Genomic DNA, 16,692 nt, shown 5'->3' on the forward strand with positions numbered 1-16,692 from the left:
AGCTGTTTCCAACTAGCTGTTGATGAAATTGCGGCACCTCCGATACGATGATTTGTAGCGGATGGGGTTATCTTCGGATCATCGAGAACTGTTGGTGCAAGTAAAAGGCTTGGAAGAACGTAGCGACATGCAAACTTTCAAACTGAAAAAAGGATTGGACCTGCCGGTTCAGGGCGCACCGGCGCAGGAAATCCAACCAGGACCTGAATTTTCGACTGTAGGGGTTTTGGGTGGTGACTACGTCGGACTAAAGCCTAAAATGTTGGTCCAGGAGGGTGACGAGATTCAACGCGGCGCGCCGTTGTTTTGTCATAAGGATGCTCCAGAAGCATTGATGGTTGCCCCTCTCAGCGGAAGGGTAGTAGCTATCAACCGGGGTGCGCGCCGTGTGTTACAAAGCGTTGTCATCCAAGTTTCCGATGTCCATGACAAAGGCGTCGATTTTGCCGAGATTGGCGACGCAACAAGCGCTGAAGGTGTAACGGCCAAGTTATGCGCCGCAGGTTTATGGACATCCTTCCGCACGCGACCATATTCGAAGATGCCTTTACCGGGAAGCATACCCGCGGCGATTTTTGTGACTGCGATCGATACAGATCCGTTGGCAGGGGATGCCGCGGTGATCATAAACGATGCGCCAGAGGCCTTTGCTGATGGTCTGGCTGCGGTATCACAACTGACGGATGGAAAGACCTATCTTTGCCAGCGCGATGGAGATTCAATTCCCGGAGGCGACCTACCAGGGGTCGAGGTGGCGGCATTTTCTGGTCCTCACCCTGCTGGGCTGGCAGGAACACATATCCATTATCTGGAACCGTTGGTTGCCGACAAACGGGTTTGGACAATCGGATATCAGGACGTAATAGCGATCGGGCGTCTGTTTCAGACAGGGCACCTTGATCCCAATGTGGTGGTCTCGTTGGCGGGGCCAGCGGCGCGTATGCCGCGCCTGATCCGCACCGTTATGGGTGCGTCAACCAACGATTTGACCCGGGATGAGATCAATGTGGATGGCACAGCCCGGGTCATATCGGGCTCGATCCTGTCAGGGCACCATGCGGACGGTCCAACAGCTTACCTTGGTCGGTTCGCGCGGCAGATCGCGATTATCCGCGAAGACCGCGATCAGATTACCTTGGGCTGGATTCTGCCAATGCCGTCCAAATACGCAGTGCAACCTGTGCTTGGTTCGGCGTTTGCCAAAAAACTATTTGCGTTCACCTCCAATCTCAATGGTGGGCGGCGCGCAATGGTTCCGACTGGTACATTCGAAGAACTAATGCCGCAGGATTATTTGCCCACACAGCTTTTGCGCGCCCTATTGGTTATGGACACTGATACAGCTCAGGCTTTGGGTGCATTGGAATTAGATGAAGAGGATCTGGGTCTCGTGGGTTTTGCGTGCCCGGCAAAGTATGAATACGGGCTGGCGTTGCGCGACTGCCTGACAAAAATTGAAAAGGAGGGCTGAGCCGAATGGGTTTGCGCAGCTTCTTTGACCGGATTGAGCCGAATTTCACCAAAGGCGGCAAATACGAAAAGTACTTTCCCATCTACGAGATGGTCGAAAGCTTCATCTACACGCCAAAAACAGTGACGACTGTCGCACCACATGCGCGGTCCTATGTCGATATGAAACGCATCATGACTTACGTCGTGATAGCCACGATCCCTTGTATATTGTGGGGGATGTACAACACCGGGTATCAGGCGAATTCGGCCATTGAAATGCTGGGTCCAGATTCCGCAACCGGGTGGCGGATCTCCATTCTGCAAGCCATTGGAATTTCTCTGAACCCCGAAAGCATCTTTGCCAATGTAATGCATGGATTGATGTATTTTCTACCGATATACATCGTCACGTTGGTCGCTGGCGGCATCTTCGAGGTTATCTTCGCTACCGTGCGCGGACACGAAGTGAACGAAGGTTTCCTCGTAACATCAATGCTTTATACGCTGATAATGCCAGCCACCGCCCCCCTTTGGCAGGTGGCTTTGGGCATCATCTTTGGCGTTGTGATCGGTAAAGAAGTTTTTGGCGGAACAGGCAAAAATTTCCTCAACCCTGCATTGGTTGGTCGGGCATTCTTGTACTTTGCCTACCCGGCAAATATGTCGGGCGACACGGTCTGGACACCGGTCGACGGCTTTTCTGGGGCGACTGCATTGTCGGTTTCAGCTTCTCAGGGCTATCAAGTGCTCGCTGCGGATGGCATAACTTGGTGGAGCGCCTTCTTTGGTCAGATACAAGGCAGCTTTGGCGAGACTTCAACATTGGCTTGTATGATCGGCCTTGCCTTCTTGATAGTGACACGAATCGCAAACTATCGGCTGATCGTTGGATGTTTGAGCGGAACAATTGTCTTTACGATGTTGCTTAACCTGATTGGGTCCGACACCAATCCGATGTTTTCCATGCCGTGGTACTGGCATCTAGTAATCGGGGGCTATGCGTTTGGTTTAGCGTTCATGGTCACCGAACCTGTTTCTGCAAGCCATACTAACGTGGGTCGCTACATATACGGTGCACTGATTGGGGTGATGGTCGTAATGATCCGCGTGGTTAATCCGGCATTTCCCGAAGGAATGATGCTTGCCATTTTGTTCGGCAATGTCTTTGCGCCGCTGATTGATTATTTTGTCGTTCAGGCAAACATTAAACGGAGGGCGCGTCGCCATGTCTGATACGCAACCCCCTGAGCAAAAAGGTGCAATCGCCCGATTCCTGGCGGCTTCGCCGGATTCGGTTGGCAAGACCATTTTTGTGGCCGTCGCCGTTTGCCTAGTTGCTTCGATGGTGGTGTCGGCCGCTGCAGTTAGCCTTCGACCAGTTCAGGACGCCAACCGCCTGAAGGACAGGCAGGTTAACGTTTTGCAGGTGGCAGGCGTCTATGAACCCGGCATCGACGTCACCGAGGCCTTTGCCGCGTTCGAGCCGCATGTGCTGGAGCTGGAGACTGGTGAATTCGTCGATGATCAATTCGACCCAACGACGTTCGACGATATCGCTGCTGCCAGTGACCCGGACCTGAGTGTCGCGCTGGATAATGATCCGGCAGGGATTGGCCGCAGATCCAATTACCGCGTTATATATCTATTGCGCGATCAATCCGGTGAATTGGATAAAGTTGTTCTTCCTCTGCACGGCTACGGTCTCTGGTCGACGCTTTACGGTTTCATCGCGTTGGAAAATAACGGCAACGATATTTTTGGCTTGCAGTTTTATCAGCATGGCGAAACCCCCGGACTGGGCGCCGAGGTCGACAATCCGCGTTGGAAAGCATTGTGGAACGGAAAAAAGTTGCGTGATGATGCAGGCGATCTTCAGATCACGGTGTCAAAGACACAACCTGCCGCCGGACCCGACTTTTATGTTGATGCGTTGGCTGGTGCCACTCTGACATCGGTTGGGGTCGATAACCTTGTGAAATTCTGGATGGGTGACGCGGGTTACGCTCCGTTTCTGGCCAAACTGCAAGCAGGAGAGTTCTGATGTCGCAGACAAGAAAAGAGCTTTTGGTCGACCCGCTTGTCGACAATAACCCGATCACATTACAGGTACTCGGCATCTGTTCGGCCTTGGCGGTGACCTCGTCGCTGCAAGTGTCAATGGTTATGGCGCTGGCCGTTATCTTTGTAACGTCGTTCTCATCCTTTTTCATTTCTTGCCTACGCAATCAGATACCCGGTTCAATCCGGATCATCGTGCAGATGGTGATCATTGCCTCGCTCGTGATTTTGGTGGATCAAATCCTCAAAGCATATGCTTTCGAGATTTCTAAGACCCTGTCGGTCTTCGTTGGCCTTATTATCACCAACTGCATTGTGATGGGCCGTGCCGAAGCTTTTGCAATGAAAAACCCACCTGTCGCGTCTTTCATCGACGGGATGGGAAACGGCATGGGCTATGGCCTGATCCTGCTGCTGGTGGGTTTCATCCGCGAATTGTTTGGGGCGGGGTCGCTATTTGGCATTACAATTTTGCAGACCGTGAATAACGGGGGCTGGTACGTGCCGAACGGCATGTTGCTTTTGCCGCCCTCCGCGTTTTTCATTATCGGGCTGATTATATGGGCTTTCCGAACCTGGAAACCCAGCCAAGTCGAAGAGCGTGAATACAAAATTCAACAGGTAGAGGCGCACTGATGGAAGGGCTTATCTCATTGGCCGTAAAGGCCATCTTTGTTGAAAACCTTGCGCTCAGCTTCTTTCTGGGTATGTGCACCTTTATCGCCGTTTCGAAGAAGATCTCGACTGCGCTCGGCTTGGGTATATCAGTGATGCTGGTTCAGGCCATTACAGTACCGACAAATAATCTGTTGCTGAATTATCTGCTGAAACCAGGCGCACTGGCATGGGCGGGGTTCCCGGATGTTGACCTAACTTTTCTTGGTTTGATTTCTTATATTGGCGTCATCGCGGCTATGGTGCAGATCCTAGAGATGATCCTCGATAAGTATTTTCCACCTCTGTACAACGCATTGGGTATTTTCCTGCCTTTGATTACCGTAAATTGCGCCATACTGGGCGGGTCTTTGTTCATGGTCGAGAGGGATTACAACTTCGCTGAAGCGGCAACTTACGGTCTCTCCTCGGGCTTTGGATGGGCTTTGGCCATCACGGCAATGGCCGGTGTCAGGGAAAAGCTGAAATATTCCGATATTCCTGACGGATTGCAGGGTCTGGGTATCACCTTTATCACGGCGGGCTTGATGGCGATGGCTTTCATGTCCTTCTCAGGCGTGAAGCTTTAAGGAGGGGCCGATGGAAACGTTCAGCTTAGGCGTCATCCTATTTACCTTGATCGTTCTCGCGCTGGTCGCGGTCATCATGGCCGCGCGGTCGCGGTTGGTTTCGACCGGTAACGTGAACATCACCATCAACGGTGAAAAAACGATTTCGGTCCCTGCTGGTGGCAAGCTTTTGCAAACGCTGGCGGCAGAGAAGCTGTTTGTCCCGTCCGCTTGCGGGGGCGGTGGAACCTGCGCACAGTGCCGCGTGCGCATTCATTCGGGCGGCGGATCAATACTGCCGACTGAAGAGAGCCATATCACTAAGCGAGAGGCATCTTGTGGGGATCGGCTTTCCTGTCAGGTGGCAGTCAAGCAGGACATGGATATCGAAGTTCCGGAGGAGGTCTTTGGTGTCAAGAAGTGGGAATGTACCGTTCGTTCGAACGAAAACGTTGCGACCTTTATCAAGGCCCTGACGCTGGACTTACCTGAAGGCGAGGATGTGAATTTCCGTGCTGGAGGCTACATTCAGATCGAGGCGCCAGCGCACCAGCTGGCGTATACCGATTTCGACGTTGAAGAGGAGTATCGCGAAGACTGGGACAAATTCAATTTGTGGCAATACAAGTCAGTGGTTGCCGAGCCGATTGAACGTGCTTACTCCATGGCCAACTATCCAGAAGAGAAGGGTATGATCATGCTCAACGTTCGGGTGGCTTCGCCGCCGCCGGGATCAGAGGGCATACCTGCGGGTCAGATGTCGTCCTACATTTTCAACTTGAAACCAGGTGACAAAGTTACGATCTCCGGCCCTTTTGGTGAATTCTTCGCGCGCGATACAGAAAAGGAGATGGTCTTCATAGGCGGAGGTGCGGGTATGGCACCGATGCGCAGCCACATCTTTGATCAGCTCAAAAGATTGAAAACGAAACGAAAAATTAGTTTTTGGTATGGGGCCAGGTCCAAGCGAGAGATGTTCTTTGTCGAGGATTTCGACTCGCTCGCGGCGGAAAACGAAAACTTTGAATGGCATGTTGCCTTGTCTGATCCTCAGCCTGGAGATGATTGGGACGGCTACACAGGTTTTATCCATAACGTGTTGTTCGAAGAATACCTCAAGAACCATCCGGCGCCGGAAGATTGCGAATTCTACATGTGTGGACCACCGATCATGAACCAGTCTGTTATAAACATGCTGCTGGATCTTGGCGTGGACCGTGAAGACATCATGCTTGATGATTTTGGTGGCTGATATGTCAAAAAACCGAAGTTTAATGCTTCGGTTTGTTTTGGTGTGGCCAAGAAACTCAAATCGGCGAACTGTGAAAGCCTAAGCGTTGGGCGTCGCAATTCTACAATCACGTTCCGAGTTTGAATCCTGCTTATTTGTATAGAATTCGTCGGCAGCTCAGATTTCCTTCGGGCACATTAAACAGGGAAGAAACGGAATTCAGCTTTCCGTCATCTGCGACTTGTGACCCCGCAGAGAGCTGACAGCAATAACTTGGAGCATGTTGCAACAAGTTCTGCTGGATTTCCGGATTGCTGCTCTTGGTCCAGCAGGGTAGGGAACAGAGCAGATGCTGAATGGTTGGATAAAAAATCTTTTCTCTGCGTCGCGCTCAGGAAAATCGGGCTCGGCGTTGTCAACGCTTGCCCCTGCAGAACGATTTTATGCCGTAGGGGATATCCATGGTCGTCTGGACTTGTTGCAACGGCTAATCGCTTCGCTCGATGCAGATTGCCCGCTCGTATTTGTCGGGGACTATATCGATAGAGGTGAGTGTAGCGCACAGGTATTACGCCACCTTTACCATCTATCCGGAGTCAAGGACCGCGAAGTGATTTGTCTTTTAGGAAATCATGAAGACATGTTGCTTCAGTTTCTAAAAAACCCAGAGGCAATGGCGCGAATGTGGTGGCACAATGGTGGCAGACAGACGCTAGCTTCCTTTGGCGTTGCCGATGAAACCGAGACCACGGACAGGTTGAATGAAATTGGCGAAGCGTTGCGGCGCGAGATGGGCCAACCGCTTTTGGAATGGATTCAGGACAGACCGCTTACCTGGACCAGTGGAAACGTGACCGTTGTGCATGCCGCACTTGATCCACATCGATCCGTTGATAAGCAATCAAGAAAGGTTTGCCTGTGGGGGCACCCGCAATTCCCTGGCCCGCGCCGCAAAGACGGACAGTGGATTGTGCACGGCCATACAATCGTGACTGATCCAACGGTCGAAAACCAAGTGATTTCAATTGACACCGGAGCCTTTGCGACCAACCACCTTACAGCGGCTGAAATATCCAGTGGACAGGTCCGTTTTTTGTCCACTGACAGAAATGGGGTTACTCAGTTGTGAGAGCTTAATAATCCAAATACGGGTTTAGCCTACGATCATTTGTTTCATTCTAAGGGCCTCGTATTCCAGTTCTTTCAAACGGAAATGCACTACGTCGCCAATAGTGATAACCCCGCGCAAGATGCCGTCGCTCAGCACCGGCATGTGGCGAAAGCGCCCTTCAGTCATGGTTTTGAGTACGTCGTTCAACGGGTCGTCAGGTTTGCACGTCTGCACGTCTCGGGTCATTAGATCGCTGACCGATTGCGGCAGAGTCTGTCCCGGTGTTTCAGCCATGCGACGAACGATATCGCGTTCAGAAAGAATTCCTTGCAGCGTTCCGTTCTGATCTGTCACTACAACGGCGCCAATTCGTTTTTCCCGCAAAATTTCGACAACCGAATGGATCGTGTCAGTCGGTCTAACAGCGAATACGGCGTCTCCTTTACCTTCCAGCAGCTTGGCCACTGTCGTGTTGGTTTGCGACAGGTTCGATTCGACCGATTGGCTGCGTGTGGCCGTAGTGACCTTGTCGCCGCGGGTCGGGGGCTGGTAAGAGCTTGGGGCCATGGGCGGTCTCCTCCTGCATGTGTGTGGACTGTCTTATCTACCTTATCGCAGGCATAAGCCCTGTATAGGGTGCAATTTCGAAATCTGGTTAAACTCTGCCTTACAGGAAGCTCCTGCCGCATGAGCCAACTTTACTTAACACCGCCTGTAGCCGCATTGATCTTTCTGGGCGTAGTCATTTGCGGGCACAACTTTAGACGGGTTTGGAAGCAACAGGCACCCGGATGGCGGAAAAGAGCCTGGATTTTCGGGGTTCCCGCCGCGATTGGTCTGATCGTTCTTGGGTTTTTACCGATGAAACTTTAGGTCAGATTTGACTCTGTTAGGGGTCGCTGGCATACGCCGAGCACGGTTATCCCATGAGGTCATACGATGCGCAGCCTGATTGCACTGGCTTTCACGTTTCTTGTAGCGGGATGTTGGTTCGACACTGAACCAGATGTGGTTCGACTGTCTGGTGAGACGATGGGGACCACCTTTGACATCACGGCGATCGGTGATGAACTGGATGAAACTACTTTGGCAGCGGCCGTGCAGGATACTTTGGCAGAGGTCAACGCCAAGATGTCCAATTGGGATCCAAACTCCGAGGTGTCTGTTTTCTCGGCTTCATCCAATACGGAACCCGTTGCTATCTCTGAAGAATTTGCACTTGTAATTGAAGCGGCAAACGAAGTTCACGAAAAGTCGGGCGGGATGTTTGACGTGACTCTGGGTCCGTTGATCGAGCTTTGGGGTTTCGGGCCACGCAAACCAGAAGACCCTGTTCCATCAAATTCTGATATTCAAAGGGCGCTGGCGGCTGTCGGGCAAGATCGTCTGCTGATTTTGGACCGAAACGCAGGCACGTTGGCAAAGGCCGATGCCAATGTTGGGATAAATTTGTCCGCAATAGCCAAAGGCTACGGCATTGATGCTATTGCAGGTGCTCTCGCAGAGGCAGGAGTCGAAAACTATTTGGTTGAAATCGGCGGAGATTTGGTCGCTAAAGGCGAAAACGAAAGCGGCGAACGCTGGCGGATAGGTATAGAAAAACCTGAAACCGGCTCGCAGACCATCCAGCTAGTGGTGCCTGTAGCAGACTTGGGGTTGGCCACATCAGGTGACTATAAGAACTTCTTCGAGCAGGATGGTGTTCGGTATTCACATATCATAAACCCAGTGACTGGACGTCCGATCACGCATCGAACTACTTCGGTCACTGTTCTGGCTGAAAATGCGATGATGGCGGACGCCTGGGCTACGGCGATGCTGGCGTTAGGTCAGGAAAATGGGTTGAAGCTGGCGGAAGAGCAAGATCTTGCTGTGTTTTTCATCTCAAGGGATGTGACAGGTGACGAGGAAACCTATATCACAGTAACCAGCAGCGCGTTCACGAATGTGCTCGACTCCGACTGACAGTTAGGAACAGCGATGACCACTTTTCTTCTGGCTTTTGTACTTTTGCTCATTGTCATGGTCGGTATGTCGTTGGGTGTAATGCTGATGGGCAAAACAATTAAAGGAAGCTGCGGCGGCCTGAATGCGATTTCTGGCGCAGATAAATGTCTTGTCTGCCACAAAGATATCGATCCAGACAGCCCACTGCGGGATCAATTGCAGTGTAAGCGTGCGAAAAAGATGCTGCAGCGGATGGAAGGCTAGGATACCACTCTTGGCATGACCAAAGCCAAGAATATCCTTTTCATCATGTTCGATCAGCTGCGTTGGGATTACCTTAGCTGCTATGGACATCCGCATTTGCATACCCCGAACATTGATCGTCTTGCTTCGAAAGGTGTTCGATTCACGCGTGCGTATATTCAATCGCCGATTTGCGGTAGCTCGCGTATGTCCACCTATACGGGGCGCTATGTGCATTCACACGGCGCGTCTTGGAATAACATTCCACTGAAAGTAGGCGAGATCACGATGGGCGACCATCTTCGGAAAGCAGGCATGGATTGTTGGCTGGTCGGCAAGACACATATGGCCGCGGACGCTGAAGGCATGGCACGGTTAGGGTTGGAACCTGACAGCGTTATCGGTGCTCGGGTGGCCGAATGTGGGTTTGACGTTTTCGAGCGAGATGATGGTTTGCGAGCAGAAGGGCCCGATGGGTTTTACGATCCGAACGGCGCAAAGAAATACAATCAGTATCTTTCAAATAAAGGATACGAGGGCGATAATCCCTGGCACGACTTCGCCAATTCCGGGTTGGATGCCGAGGGTAACGTTCTTTCTGGCTGGTTCTTAAAATATTCCTCCGAACCAGCGAACATAGCAGAAGAAGACAGTGAAACCCCGTACCTGACCACGCGGGGAATAGAGTTTATGCAAAGCCACGACGGGCCTTGGTGTTGCCACCTTAGCTATATCAAACCTCATTGGCCTTACATCGTGCCTGAACCGTATGCGTCGATGTATGGTCCGGAACATGTTGTTCCACCGGTCCGATCAGAGGCTGAGCGGGAAGACGCACATCCTGTACTTAGGGCGTTTATGGAGACCAAGGTCGGTCAGGCCTTTTCAAGGCAGGATGTTCGAGACGCTGTGATTCCGGCCTACATGGGCCTGATAAAACAAGCAGATGACCAGATGGGTCGCTTGTTTGAATGGATGGAACAGACGGGGCGAATGCAGGATACAATGATTGTTCTGACCTCGGACCACGGTGATTTTCTTGGTGATCACTGGCTGGGGGAAAAGACTTTCTTTCACGATGCCTCTACGAAGATGCCCCTGATAATTTATGATCCTTCGTCCGAGGCGGATGCCACCCGTGGTACCACCTGCGATGCGCTGGTCGAGTCGATTGACCTGGCCCCGACTTTTGTTGAAGTGGCAGGCGGAGAAATGGCGGGCCATATACTTGAAGGGCATTCCCTGTTGCCGATACTTCATGGCGATGCGACTGAAACACCCCGCGAGTTCGCGATTTGCGAGTACGATTATTCCGCTTCGTCTATAGTTGAGAAACTTAATACTTCGGTCCGCGACGCGGTTATGTTCATGGTTGTGACCCCAAAGTGGAAGTTGATCCACTGCGAAGGCGGTCACCGTCCTATCCTTTTCGATTTGGACGCCGATCCAGAAGAGTTGATCGATCTCGGCAACAGCGCGGAACACGAGGACATCATTGCAAAGCTTTACGATAATCTCTTCGCGTGGGCGCGTCGACCATCGCAGCGCACAACGCGCTCAGAACAACAGCTGAATGATATGCGGACAAAAAGCGGTGGTACCGGAGTTATGATTGGAATTTACGACGAAAATGATGCACCGCTGAAACTGACCGTAAAGTACCGGGGCAGAAAGGCCAGACCGTTTGCGGAGTACATGCCCAAAGAAGATTAAAACTTCTGAACCTTGCCCAAAATGCGGTTCACCCCCGGGCAGGCTGAGGTTAGAAGAAGGGCCAAGTTCAGCTATCGGAGAGCTCAAATGACTGTCCCTAAACCCGTAGTATTGTGCATTCTCGACGGCTGGGGAATATCAGACAGCACTGAAGCCAATGCGCCGTTAATGGCGAACACGCCGACTATTGACTCAATTATGTCCAAAGGACCGCACGCCAAGCTGATAACCCATGGTCCTGATGTAGGACTGCCCAGCGGGCAGATGGGAAATTCAGAAGTTGGACACACAAATATCGGTGCAGGCCGCGTGGTTGCAATGGATTTGGGGCAGATCGATTTAGCTATCGAGGACGGTTCTTTTTTTGAAAACGCCGCTTTGCAGACTTTCATCGCAAAGGTGAAGGCTGTCGGTGGAACCGCTCACCTTATGGGTCTTGTTTCAGACGGCGGGGTGCATGGGCATTTGAATCATATGATTGCAGCAGCCAAGGCGATCACAGGTTCGGGGGTTCCGGTTGCGCTGCACGCAATTACGGATGGAAGAGATGTTCCACCAAAATCGGCGTTGACATTTGTTGCCGAGCTTGAGCGGCATTTGCCCGAAGGCGCGCGCATTGCGACGCTTTGTGGGCGTTACTATGCGATGGACCGTGACAACCGTTGGGAACGTGTTTCCCAAGCATATGAAGCAATGATCAAGGGGCAAGGCAGAACTGCCCAAACGGCCACAGAGGCTGTTGAGCTGGCCTATGATCTGTCTGAAACGGACGAATTCATTATCCCTACTGTTTTGGGTTCATTCAGCGGTGCTATGAATGGCGATGGGTTCTTTTGCCTGAATTTTCGTGCTGATCGCGCCCGTGAAATCCTGCGCGCAATTGCCGAGCCGAAGTTTTCCGATTTTGATACCGGTTTGCGCCCGTCTTTTTCGGCAATTTTGGGAATGGTTGAATACTCAGATGGGCATAACGCTTATATGACGACGGTGTTCCCAAAGCGTGACATCGTAAATACGTTGGGCGAATGGGTGGCAAAACAGGGTTTGCGTCAGTTCCGCTTGGCTGAGACTGAAAAGTACCCTCATGTAACTTTCTTCCTCAACGGCGGCAAAGAACAAGCTGAGTTGGGAGAAGACCGCTATATGCCGAAATCCCCCAAAGTCGCAACTTATGATCTACAACCTGAAATGTCGTCGGTCGAAGTCACTGATAAATTCGTAGAAGCTATCGACGCAGGCTATGATCTGATCGTAACAAACTATGCAAACCCTGACATGGTGGGTCACACCGGTGATCTTGAGGCTGCTATCAAAGCCTGTGAGGCAGTGGATCGAGGTTTGGCAAAGGTGATTGTGGCGCTTGAGAAAGCAGGGGGCGCCATGATCGTTACTGCCGATCACGGAAACTGTGAGGTTATGGTGGATCCGGAAACAGGTGGTCCCCATACAGCTCACACCCTGAACCCGGTTCCTGTCGCATTGGTTGGTGGTCCTTTGGGCGTATCATTGCGAGAAGGGCGCCTTTCGGATTTAGCCCCGACTATTCTTGACCTAATGGGTCTGCCCAAACCGCCAGAAATGACAGGAGAAAGTCTGATATCATGAAGCTGTGCACGCTCTTGCTTGCCGTGGTGTGTTATCCATTTTGGGCATTTGCGCAAAGTGATCCTTCGCATGCGGCGTTAGAGGCGGCGGAAATGCTGGAACAGGCCTCGGTTAAGTTGAATGAGGCTGAAGACACGCGTGACAGGGTAAAGGCATTGACCGAAACTATTCAGGCATTTGAGGCTGGGTTATCGGCCATGCGTGAAGGGTTGCGCAGGGCATCGCTGCGCGAAGCACAGCTGACTGCTGAATTGAATGCTCGGGAAGATGAAATCGCCCAGTTTCTAGGTGTCTTGCAGACAATAGAGACCACGGCGCCGCCACTTTTGATGCTGCATCCTTCGGGCCCGTTAGGTACCGCACGTGCAGGCATGATGTTGTCTGAAGTAACTCCGGGACTGCATGCTCGCGCTCAGTCGCTGGCGAAAGACTTGAATGAGGTCCGGGTTTTGCGTGATCTGCAGCAAAACGCTGCAGAGACTCTGACCAAAGGCCTTACTGGTGCTCAGGACGCGCGCACACGGTTGAGCGAAGCCATCGCTGATCGAACGGATCTGCCCCGCCGGTTTGTCGAAGATCCTGTGCGAACCGCGATCCTTATCGCGTCAACTGAGACACTGGATGGGTTCGCCAGCGGGCTGTCGCAGATATCAGATAGCGGAATTATCGAATCAAACTCGAATATCAAAGACAGAAAAGGTCAGATCGAACTGCCGACCCAAGGTGTGATGCTGCACAGGGCAGGAGAAACGGACGCGGCGGGTGTGTCGCGACCTGGAATTGTTTTGGGAACAAGACCTCGCGCACTTGTTGTATCTCCGACTGCAGCCACGATCCGTTATCGCGGACCGCTTTTGGACCTTGGGAACCTGATTATTCTAGAGCCGCAACCCGGTTTGTTATTCGTCTTTTCAGGCCTGCAGGACGTGTTTGGTCAAACCGGTCAGGTTATTCCAGAGGGTTCTCCGGTTGGCCTAATGCCCGGAGAAATGCCCGGAATCGGCGCTATTATGTCAACAAGCGGTGATGGCACTGGAACTGACTGGTCAGAAACGCTCTATATAGAGGTAAGACAAGACAACAACTCCGTGGATCCGGAATCATGGTTTCGGACGGATAAGGATGGATAAAGGAATATGAAAAAATTCTTGATTGCTGGCTTGGCCGGTACTGTGGCAGGGATTGTTGCAACCACTCAGATCGCAGGCCCGTTACTGGCGCAAGAGGCGGAAAGTAAGGCCGACGTATATCAACAGCTTGATCTTTTCGGAGATATCTTTGAACGCATTCGTGCGCAGTATGTCGAAGAGGTTGAAACCGACGAGTTGATCGAAGCTGCGATCGACGGCATGTTGACTTCTTTGGACCCGCATTCCAGTTACCTTTCGCCCGATGATGCCGAGCAGATGCGCGTTCAGACACGCGGCGAATTCGGCGGGTTAGGCATCGAGGTCACGCAAGAAGAAGGCTTTGTCAAAGTCGTATCGCCTATTGATGATACTCCTGCAGATGAGGCAGGGATCGAGGCGGGTGATTTCATAACTCACGTAGACGGCGAAAGCATCCTAGGCCTTACCCTGGATTCCGCCGTTGATTTGATGCGCGGTCCTGTCGGCTCTGAGATTGTTATTACTGTGGTCCGAGAGGGTGAGCCGGAACCATTTGACGTTACAATTATTCGCGACACCATCAAGTTGACCGCCGTTCGCGCGCGGACTGAAGGAACAAGTGTTGTACTCCGTGTTACAACATTCAACGATCAGACCTATCCGAACCTGAAGGAGGGTCTGGAAGAACAGATCGAAGAAGTTGGTGGCATTGAAAATGTCAACGGCATCGTGCTTGACCTGCGCAATAATCCCGGTGGATTGTTGACCCAGGCCATAAAGGTTTCAGACGCTTTTCTGGAAGAGGGAGAAATCGTGTCGACCCGCGGTCGCGATCCTGCGGACGGTGAGCGGTTTAATGCGACGCCAGGTGATTTGTCAGCAGGCAAGCCCATTGTTGTTCTGATTAATGGTGGCTCGGCCTCGGCTTCGGAAATCGTGGCGGGCGCGCTGCAGGATCATAACCGCGCTATCGTCGTTGGAACAAAAAGTTTCGGAAAAGGTTCTGTTCAAACGGTGATGCCTCTGCGGGGCGACGGGGCGATGCGCTTGACAACCTCTCGTTATTACACGCCATCGGGTCGTTCGATCCAAGCGCTTGGAGTCAGCCCGGACATCATCGTTGAACAGCCGCGCCCTGCACCCGAAACTGAAGAAGAGGAAGAAAGCGACGCACGCACCCGGTCTGAAGCCGATCTGCGGGGCAGCTTGAATAATGACAGTTTAAGCGAGGACGAAATCCGCCAAATCGAGGAAGATCGAGCCAAAGCAGAAGCAACCGCTGAACTTCGCGAGCAGGACTACCAGCTAGCCTATGCCATCGACATTCTCAAAGGTTTGTCAGCCTTTCGGCCCAGTGGCCCGTCCCAGTGACGGGTAGATGAAAAGAAGTAGGGCCGCGTTTCTCGCGGCCTTCTTTTTCTGGATCAACCTTCGACTTTGTGGAGCTTTTTCTCGTCTAGTAACCGCGCAAGCACTATACCTGCCGAAACGGAAATAGTGGCGAAGACAAAGGCCATGTTCATACCAGCGTCAAACGCCGTTGCGATGGCCGTATTGACCTTCTCGGCTTCGCCCGGATCGAGTTTTTGCATTACCGCCTGAGCGGATTTAGTGGTCAGTGTCCCACCATTGATTATCTTTTGGTCCGCGTCGGACATGTTTACACCAGCGTCTGAAAGGCTTGTACGAAGGCTGGCGAGGCTGGTGGCATACATTATTGCGGTGGCGCAGGCGACAGCGATGGCGCCATAGACCAGATGAGTCATGAAACTCAACCCGCCAACCAGACCGGCACGTTCAGGCTTGACCGCACAAACCGCTGCGGTTCCGGATGGACCAACTGTCAGTGTAGCACCCAAGCCGATCATCGCCATACCCGGTAGGATTTGGAAATACCCGAATGCGACTGGCAGGACCACGATGCTGGCAGCGCCAATTGTGGCGCAAACGTATCCCCAAGTCAGCAAACGTTTTGGACCAAAGTCGTTGTACAAAGTGCCCGAGACGATCGACCCAACGGCCAGTAACACAGTCAGTGGCGCCAAACCCAGCGCTGATTGAAATGTTGACCAGCCAAGGACCTTTTGCATGTATTGCGGAAAATACAACAGCCCAACAAATACCGCCGCTACATTGAACATATTCAAGCCCAATGTGTACAAAAACTGCCGATTTTGAACGAGTTGCGGCAACAGAAGCGGCTCCTCCACCCGTTTTTCGACTTTTGGGAACAATACAAATAACGTCGCGCTGACAAGGAACAAAAGCATCACAGGAACGGAAGTCCATCCCCAGTCTGCCCCTACATCAAGCGCGTATAGCAGCAAGAGAACAGCAAATGACAAAATCCCCATTCCAGCAAAATCAATGTGTTCACCTTGCTTGTGCTTGGTCTCACGTTCCATAAGCAGAACAGCTGTAAGCATGGATATGCAGGAAAAGATAACGTTGGCCAGAAAGAATAGCCGCCAGTCACCAAAGTTGACGACCGCCCCGCTGATCATTGGACCAAAAACATTGCCGGTTGTAACACCGGCCAGAATGAGGCCCATAACCAGCGCACGATGTTCTTCGCGGGAAACCTTGGTGGCGCCGTAGGCCAAAGTGCATGGCCACACGCAACCCGCTCCAATTCCCTGCAAGGCCCTAGCACCGATCAGATAATCCAGCCCGGGTGAAACATAGCAAAGAATTGAGGCGAAGAGGAAGATCGAGAGGCCGACAATCATCATCCTGCGATGGCCGAACATATCACCCATGCGCCCGCCAGCTACCATCGTCATTGCAAAGAACAGGGCATAGATGTTGAGCACCCATTGTGTACTGGTAATGTCGGCATCAAAGCTGTTTTCGATCGCGGGCACGAGCATCAGGGCCCCGGTGAAATCGATCCCGATACCAAAGGCCGTCACCATTAGTGCGATGATTTTTATGATGCTCTTGCGGTCCAAAGGGTCATCCGTGCCGTGTCTTTCGGTCCAATGATGCACGGCAACGGCG

16 protein-coding genes are annotated in these 16,692 nt (G+C 52.2%); 14 read left to right on the top strand and 2 right to left on the bottom strand.

Annotated elements, in window-relative coordinates; translation table 11 throughout:
• Positions 1 to 127: 127 nt before the first annotated feature.
• The 7 genes from GOV45_RS17240 (at position 128) to GOV45_RS17270 (ending at position 7,093) form a co-directional block, all read left to right on the top strand.
• Positions 128 to 1,471: a Na(+)-translocating NADH-quinone reductase subunit A gene (locus GOV45_RS17240; RefSeq protein ID WP_170480153.1), complete on the top strand. Its 1,344-nt coding sequence runs from the start codon at positions 128 to 130 to the stop codon at positions 1,469 to 1,471.
• A gap of 5 nt (positions 1,472 to 1,476) precedes the next feature.
• Positions 1,477 to 2,685: an NADH:ubiquinone reductase (Na(+)-transporting) subunit B gene (locus tag GOV45_RS17245; protein WP_170480063.1), complete on the top strand. Its 1,209-nt coding sequence runs from the start codon at positions 1,477 to 1,479 to the stop codon at positions 2,683 to 2,685.
• Positions 2,678 to 3,493 (top strand): Na(+)-translocating NADH-quinone reductase subunit C, encoded by an 816-nt coding sequence (locus tag GOV45_RS17250; RefSeq protein WP_170480065.1) that lies wholly within the window; start codon positions 2,678 to 2,680, stop codon positions 3,491 to 3,493. The genes GOV45_RS17245 and GOV45_RS17250 overlap by 8 nt, the downstream gene beginning before the upstream one ends.
• Positions 3,493 to 4,146 (top strand): NADH:ubiquinone reductase (Na(+)-transporting) subunit D, encoded by a 654-nt coding sequence (locus GOV45_RS17255; RefSeq protein ID WP_170480067.1) that lies wholly within the window; start codon positions 3,493 to 3,495, stop codon positions 4,144 to 4,146. Before GOV45_RS17250 ends, GOV45_RS17255 begins: the two co-directional genes overlap by 1 nt.
• On the top strand, positions 4,146 to 4,754 hold the full coding sequence (gene nqrE / locus GOV45_RS17260; RefSeq protein ID WP_170480069.1) for an NADH:ubiquinone reductase (Na(+)-transporting) subunit E: 609 nt from the start codon (positions 4,146 to 4,148) through the stop codon (positions 4,752 to 4,754). The genes GOV45_RS17255 and nqrE overlap by 1 nt, the downstream gene beginning before the upstream one ends.
• A gap of 10 nt (positions 4,755 to 4,764) precedes the next feature.
• Positions 4,765 to 5,985 carry an NADH:ubiquinone reductase (Na(+)-transporting) subunit F gene (gene nqrF, locus GOV45_RS17265; RefSeq protein ID WP_170480071.1) on the top strand — a complete coding sequence of 407 codons (1,221 nt, stop codon included), beginning with the start codon at positions 4,765 to 4,767 and terminating at the stop codon, positions 5,983 to 5,985.
• A gap of 328 nt (positions 5,986 to 6,313) precedes the next feature.
• Positions 6,314 to 7,093 (top strand): metallophosphoesterase family protein, encoded by a 780-nt coding sequence (locus GOV45_RS17270; protein ID WP_170480073.1) that lies wholly within the window; start codon positions 6,314 to 6,316, stop codon positions 7,091 to 7,093.
• A gap of 24 nt (positions 7,094 to 7,117) precedes the next feature.
• Here the strand turns inward: GOV45_RS17270 and GOV45_RS17275 are convergent, their stop codons facing one another.
• Positions 7,118 to 7,642, bottom strand: a complete 525-nt coding sequence (locus tag GOV45_RS17275) for a CBS domain-containing protein (RefSeq protein WP_170480075.1) — start codon at positions 7,640 to 7,642, stop codon at positions 7,118 to 7,120.
• Positions 7,643 to 7,762: 120 nt separating this feature from the next.
• Here GOV45_RS17275 and GOV45_RS17280 point away from each other — a divergent pair, with 120 nt between their 5' ends.
• The 7 genes from GOV45_RS17280 (at position 7,763) to GOV45_RS17310 (ending at position 15,063) form a co-directional block, all read left to right on the top strand.
• Complete coding sequence (locus GOV45_RS17280) at positions 7,763 to 7,948, top strand: hypothetical protein (RefSeq protein ID WP_170480077.1); 186 nt, start codon at positions 7,763 to 7,765, stop codon at positions 7,946 to 7,948.
• A gap of 66 nt (positions 7,949 to 8,014) precedes the next feature.
• Entirely contained in the window at positions 8,015 to 9,040 is a 1,026-nt protein-coding gene (locus GOV45_RS17285) for an FAD:protein FMN transferase (protein ID WP_170480080.1), read from the top strand.
• Positions 9,041 to 9,055: 15 nt separating this feature from the next.
• A complete protein-coding gene (gene nqrM / locus GOV45_RS17290; RefSeq protein WP_170480082.1) occupies positions 9,056 to 9,286 on the top strand; it encodes a (Na+)-NQR maturation NqrM in 231 nt (76 codons plus the stop codon).
• Positions 9,287 to 9,301: 15 nt separating this feature from the next.
• Positions 9,302 to 10,978, top strand: coding sequence for a sulfatase-like hydrolase/transferase (locus GOV45_RS17295; RefSeq protein WP_170480084.1), 1,677 nt, complete (start codon positions 9,302 to 9,304; stop codon positions 10,976 to 10,978).
• A gap of 87 nt (positions 10,979 to 11,065) precedes the next feature.
• The gene (gpmI, locus tag GOV45_RS17300; protein WP_170480086.1) at positions 11,066 to 12,583 is read left to right on the top strand and encodes a 2,3-bisphosphoglycerate-independent phosphoglycerate mutase; all 1,518 of its coding nucleotides are present in this window, start codon (positions 11,066 to 11,068) and stop codon (positions 12,581 to 12,583) included.
• Entirely contained in the window at positions 12,580 to 13,713 is a 1,134-nt protein-coding gene (locus GOV45_RS17305) for a murein hydrolase activator EnvC family protein (protein ID WP_170480088.1), read from the top strand. Before gpmI ends, GOV45_RS17305 begins: the two co-directional genes overlap by 4 nt.
• A gap of 6 nt (positions 13,714 to 13,719) precedes the next feature.
• Entirely contained in the window at positions 13,720 to 15,063 is a 1,344-nt protein-coding gene (locus GOV45_RS17310; RefSeq protein ID WP_170480090.1) for a S41 family peptidase, read from the top strand.
• Positions 15,064 to 15,116: 53 nt separating this feature from the next.
• Here the strand turns inward: GOV45_RS17310 and GOV45_RS17315 are convergent, their stop codons facing one another.
• The gene (locus GOV45_RS17315) at positions 15,117 to 16,643 is read right to left on the bottom strand and encodes an MFS transporter (RefSeq protein WP_170480091.1); all 1,527 of its coding nucleotides are present in this window, start codon (positions 16,641 to 16,643) and stop codon (positions 15,117 to 15,119) included.
• Positions 16,644 to 16,692 lie beyond the last annotated feature (49 nt).

This window comes from Ruegeria arenilitoris (assembly GCF_013035425.1).
GTDB lineage: Bacteria > Pseudomonadota > Alphaproteobacteria > Rhodobacterales > Rhodobacteraceae > Ruegeria > Ruegeria arenilitoris_A.

Excerpts from the sequence above, each read along its gene's own strand:
- GOV45_RS17240 (WP_170480153.1), top strand. The coding sequence starts at position 128 with ATGCAAACTTTCAAACTGAAAAAAGGATTGGACCTGCCGGTTCAGGGC.
- GOV45_RS17245 (WP_170480063.1), top strand. The coding sequence starts at position 1,477 with ATGGGTTTGCGCAGCTTCTTTGACCGGATTGAGCCGAATTTCACCAAA.
- GOV45_RS17250 (WP_170480065.1), top strand. The coding sequence starts at position 2,678 with ATGTCTGATACGCAACCCCCTGAGCAAAAAGGTGCAATCGCCCGATTC.
- GOV45_RS17255 (WP_170480067.1), top strand. The coding sequence starts at position 3,493 with ATGTCGCAGACAAGAAAAGAGCTTTTGGTCGACCCGCTTGTCGACAAT.
- nqrE (WP_170480069.1), top strand. The coding sequence starts at position 4,146 with ATGGAAGGGCTTATCTCATTGGCCGTAAAGGCCATCTTTGTTGAAAAC.
- nqrF (WP_170480071.1), top strand. The coding sequence starts at position 4,765 with ATGGAAACGTTCAGCTTAGGCGTCATCCTATTTACCTTGATCGTTCTC.
- GOV45_RS17270 (WP_170480073.1), top strand. The coding sequence starts at position 6,314 with ATGCTGAATGGTTGGATAAAAAATCTTTTCTCTGCGTCGCGCTCAGGA.
- GOV45_RS17275 (WP_170480075.1), bottom strand. The coding sequence starts at position 7,642 with ATGGCCCCAAGCTCTTACCAGCCCCCGACCCGCGGCGACAAGGTCACT.
- GOV45_RS17280 (WP_170480077.1), top strand. The coding sequence starts at position 7,763 with ATGAGCCAACTTTACTTAACACCGCCTGTAGCCGCATTGATCTTTCTG.
- GOV45_RS17285 (WP_170480080.1), top strand. The coding sequence starts at position 8,015 with ATGCGCAGCCTGATTGCACTGGCTTTCACGTTTCTTGTAGCGGGATGT.
- nqrM (WP_170480082.1), top strand. The coding sequence starts at position 9,056 with ATGACCACTTTTCTTCTGGCTTTTGTACTTTTGCTCATTGTCATGGTC.
- GOV45_RS17295 (WP_170480084.1), top strand. The coding sequence starts at position 9,302 with ATGACCAAAGCCAAGAATATCCTTTTCATCATGTTCGATCAGCTGCGT.
- gpmI (WP_170480086.1), top strand. The coding sequence starts at position 11,066 with ATGACTGTCCCTAAACCCGTAGTATTGTGCATTCTCGACGGCTGGGGA.
- GOV45_RS17305 (WP_170480088.1), top strand. The coding sequence starts at position 12,580 with ATGAAGCTGTGCACGCTCTTGCTTGCCGTGGTGTGTTATCCATTTTGG.
- GOV45_RS17310 (WP_170480090.1), top strand. The coding sequence starts at position 13,720 with ATGAAAAAATTCTTGATTGCTGGCTTGGCCGGTACTGTGGCAGGGATT.